The sequence below is a fragment of the Pedobacter kyungheensis genome, assembly GCF_000812965.1.
Taxonomy (GTDB): domain Bacteria; phylum Bacteroidota; class Bacteroidia; order Sphingobacteriales; family Sphingobacteriaceae; genus Pedobacter; species Pedobacter kyungheensis.
Genome location: NZ_JSYN01000059.1, coordinates 1 through 4,744, shown reverse-complemented (window position 1 = coordinate 4,744; position 4,744 = coordinate 1). Strand labels below are relative to the sequence as shown.

Genomic DNA, 4,744 nt, shown 5'->3' with positions numbered 1-4,744 from the left:
ATGAATTTAAATCGGTATCACAATTACATTCTGAAATTAGAAAGTATATTAAATATTATAATAGGGACCGAATAAGGATTAATTTAAATGGAATGAGTCCGGTGGAATACCGAACTCATTACTTTAAAAACATTGCGTAACTTCGTCCAACTTTTTGGGGTCAGTCTAAACAGGGCTTTTTAATTGATTTAAACAAAGGTTTAAAAGCTATACCTTAAGCCCAGTTGCATTTGGTAACGCGAGGCAAAGAAATCTTTCGAGTAAGAAGTTACATCTTTTTGTGCGAAAGTATAAACCGGATAAGTAGTTGGTGTACCTGCAGTAGCTACTTTAATACCTACACTGGCCATTGAGTTATAGGTATTTGGCGAGAAGTACTGAATTCCCCAGTCTTTATTAACCAGATTGGTTAAGTTAATAATGTCGTAAGTTAAGGTTAACACGTGTGGGTGTTTACCTTTCGCCACCTGAATATCCTGTGCAAAACGGAAATCGGCCTGAACATTCCAAGGGGTACGTGCACCATTACGCTCGGTAAAATCGCCACGGCGGGTACTTAAATATTTATCTCCATTGATGTAAGCATCAAATGCTGCTGCCTGGGCAATTCCGTCTGGTGTATTGGCAAAGAATTTAGCGGTTTCGCCAGTCGCCGGAATATACAATAAACTAACCGTCTGTCCGGTTCCGTTAATGCGTGTATTAACCAAACCTAAAGAGTATGGCGAGCCCGACTGACCACTGAAGAATAAGGAGAAGTTAGAAACATACTTGCCATTTTTTGCCCAATCCAATCTGTAATTGATGGTTGAGATGATGCGGTTACGGATATCGAAGTTAGAATAGGCCAATCCCGGATTATTAGGACTTAAAGCCTGGTTTAACTGCCAGTTCGATTCCATAGAGTTACGAATACCATTTGCAATATCTTTCGATCTGCCATAGGTATAGGCCACCATCATATCCAAACCCATCGGAAACGATTTGCTTACCTGCGCAGTTAAACTGTATTTATATCCTTTATCTGTATTGGATAATAAGTAGGCATTGGTATATAAAGGGTTAATTTTAGCGCCGGAGTAAATAGGCTGCTGTTTCTGCGTATCGTAAACCATGTATTTAGGGTTATCTGCATAATTGATTTGCTGAAACTGTACATCTTTAATTACCTGGCTAAAAATACCTTCTACCGTAAATTTCCATTGGTCGTCGGTTTTATAATCGAAAGCCAGATTACTTCTCCAGGCTTTAGGCATTTTAAAGTTATTGTCAACCAAATCTACCTGTGTGGCACCGCTTGCATCTTTAACATTAACACCTTGTTTGGTTACATAACCTGCCTCGCCGTTACCGGTTAAAGCATCTCTAACCGGATCTGATCCGGCTGCAGGCGTTACAATTTTAGTTGGATCGGCATTGGCATAAACATACGATTTATCGAAAGCACCATAATTAACTCCGTTATTATAGTAAGCGTAACCAATCCATGCGAAAGGAATACGACTGGTAAATAAACCTGTTCCTCCCCTGATAATTAAGCTCTGGTTACCAAGGGCATCAAAATTGAAACCTAAACGTGGCGATATCTGAATTTTATTCAGGAATTTATTGGTAATTGCCGATGGCTGGGTATAAGTGTAGGTTGTACCGTAATTTACATCAACCGGAGAGTTCGCTGTTTTACTGCTTAACGTTGGCATATCCGGTAAATTGGCCATATCAAAACGCAAACCTGGTGTTAGCTTTAAACGGTCGCCCAGTCTGATTTCGTCCTGACCGTAAACACTATACATATTTACATTAAATTGAGCAGTAGGGTTCGCAATAATATTATCGCGGGTATTATCATCGTAATTATAATTTGTACGTACCCTGTTTGGCTGGTTATTTAAAAAATCGCTGATGCTGCTATAGGCCACACGACCATTCCATGAGTTTACAAAACCATAATTGATGTTATAAAATTCGTTGTGCGTACCAAAAGTAAAGGTATGAATGCCTTTGCTGTAAGTATAGTTATCGGTAAACTCGAAAGTATTCTGTTTCATGTTAAAAATACTGGCTTCACGATCGGTACCCAAAAACAAGGTGCCGCCATTGGATGCAATTTCAATTTGCGGTAAAGCCGGGTTAGAAAGCGGATCGCGGAAATCGTGAACGGTAGAGTATCCAATAATCAGGTTGTTTGTAGCAGAATTACCAAAACGGGTTTTTAAATCAGCTACTGTTGAAGTCTGGTTGTTGTTTTGTCTGAAATCAATCCCGCCAAAGCGGAAATTAGACTGATCTCTTTCCAAGTTGGTAGCTTTAGAAACAATGGTATTGTTACGGATAGTTAACTGGTTGTTTTCGTTGATATTCCAATCTAAACGGTTAAAGAATTTGTTCGATTGCGAATAGATGTTGTAATTGCCAAATTCACCCGCATCAACACCGTAAGCTGTTTTCATACGGTCAGCGATTTGTTGCGCTTCTGTTGCGGTAAGCAATTTCATATCTGAGGAACCGGCACCCAGAATTACCGGATCCTGGCGACGGGTAATTTCCTCGTTGGTAAAGAAGAACAATTTATCTTTGATAATCGGGAAGCCCACACGGAAACCGGTTTGATAATCGTGAAAAGCCGAAGGTTCTTTTGAATTATCGCCAATTTTATTTCTGCCAATCAAGGCTGCATTACGACCATATCCGTAAACCGATCCGGTTACCTCATTTGTACCACCACGGGTTACCGCATTAATACTTCCACCCAAAAAGTTACCCACTTTAACATCGTAGGGCGATAAAAGTACAGTAACATCCTGTATTGCATCTAAAGAAACCGGATTGGTACGCGTGCTGCTGCCCGGCATACCCGAACTACCACTTTGCCCACCTAAAGAAGGACTAAAACCAATGGCATCGTTATTAATAGCCCCGTCAATAGTTACGTTATTGTACCTGAAGTTTGTACCGCCAAAAGTATTGTCTTTACTGCCTTGTGGCGTTACACGGGTAACATCCTGTAAGCTCCGGTTCATGGTAGGCAGGGTTTTAATTTGTCCTTCGCCAATGCTGGTACCTGCACCAGCCTTGGTTGGCCCTTTTTGACCCCGTACGCTTACCTCGGCAAGCTGATTACCCTGCTCCTGAATATCGATATCTAATTTTTGATCGGCACCTAAGGTCAGGTATACGTTTTCTTTCGTTACCGGACTATAGCCCACATAGGTTACTGTAATTTTGTAAGGTCCGCCAGGGTTTAAATTACCAATGCGGTAAAAGCCCGATTCGTTTGAGGATGATTTAGACGTTGTACCGGTAGGAACATGTACCATCACTATGGTAGCCCCCGGAATAATGCCTTTATCGTCTTTTATTTTACCATTTATACCGGCCGTTGTTACCTGGGCATTTGCCTTGGTAACCAGCAACAATACAATACTAAATAAGGTTAGTATACGCAATTTCATTTTCTGTTGTTTTTATTTTAGCACAAAACAACAGCAGCAACATTAACTTATTGTTAATTAAAAATTAAATCATGCTGGTTTATTAACGGTAAAGAAATGATATGGAAATGTTGGAGAAATAAAAATTTAACACCCTTTACGGATGGCCTGGAATGTGGCTTAATTGAGCAATAAAGCTACTTTTGAAAGGTGAAGATTTGGTGAAGATCGTTTAGCTTGCATTTCCAAAGCATAAAAAACGGGTTTTAAGCATTTTTTTTCTGTTGGATTTGTTTCAAACTAAAAAATAAGTACATTAGTAGTGTTAACGGGGTAAATTAACCTTTAACACAAAGTATAAAACCTGCCCATTTAAACTATCCCTAAAGGCAGTAAAACTCATCCCACTTATTTTATTGACAATACCCAATCTGATTGGCAAATCAGAGCTGTGGTTGCTTTCGGGCTACGATTGGCTGCTGTTGCCGTTTTCAGGTTGTGTGCAAATTGAAATTATTTTTTCATTTAATAACATATACCTATGAGTTTAAACAACAAAATCTCGGCAGAAATTACTGCCGAACAAATGGCAAAAGTAAGTGCACAATTAGCAGAAGCAAAAGTAACGCTTAAAGATGTGCTCATTTTTAACCTGACAGCAGGCGAACGCCAGGCGATGCTGAAGATGGCCGACCGGACACTGGCCTTTGTGGGCCGGGCCATTTCGCATGCAAAGCAATCGCCCAATCTGGTGCCCTCTTTTTTAGATGTGGCCGAAGCCCAAAAGGATTACAAACTTGCTGCCGATTTGTATGAAATTTACCTCGAGCAGAGCAAATTTTTACGATCAATTGAAGATGCTATGATGGTAGCCGGCGGCGAAGCTTACGAGGCAGCACTTGTTTTTTACAATGCCGTAAAAGGAGCCCAGAAATCAAATATTGCTGGTACGCAGGATATATACGAAGATCTGAAACAGCAGTTTCCCAGAAGCCGGAAAAATACCGGCACAGCAATCTAGAACCGGTTATGGGCTGGGGGCTAAATTTTAGTTCCCGGCGAAGTTTGTTACGTTGAGCCAGTCTGAACGCTTTATTACAGCATTTAGACTGGCTCTTCGACAATCCTAAACCTGGTCTTACGGCTAAAAAGTATATATCATTTAAAAAATAACACATAATTATAGGTTCAGAACATATATCATTTAAAAAATAACCTATAATTATACCCTCAGAACATATATCATTTGAAAAATAACCTATAATTATATGCTCGGAACATATATCATTTGAAAAATAACCTATAATTATATG

General features: G+C 39.8%; 3 protein-coding genes. 2 read left to right on the top strand and 1 reads right to left on the bottom strand.

Going from position 1 to position 4,744, the window contains the following annotated elements:
* Window positions 1–140 (top strand): IS3 family transposase (locus OC25_RS28600; protein WP_156131529.1); only part of this gene is annotated, 140 nt, incomplete at its 5' end.
* 60 nt (window positions 141–200) lie between these two features.
* On the opposite strand, the gene OC25_RS26525 is transcribed toward OC25_RS28600, so the two are convergent.
* Entirely contained in the window at window positions 201–3,452 is a 3,252-nt protein-coding gene (locus tag OC25_RS26525) for a TonB-dependent receptor (RefSeq protein WP_039483574.1), read from the bottom strand.
* Window positions 3,453–3,972: 520 nt separating this feature from the next.
* Between OC25_RS26525 and OC25_RS26520 the strand changes: the two genes are divergently transcribed.
* Window positions 3,973–4,452 (top strand): hypothetical protein, encoded by a 480-nt coding sequence (locus OC25_RS26520; RefSeq protein WP_039483570.1) that lies wholly within the window; start codon window positions 3,973–3,975, stop codon window positions 4,450–4,452.
* Window positions 4,453–4,744: the final 292 nt, after the last annotated feature.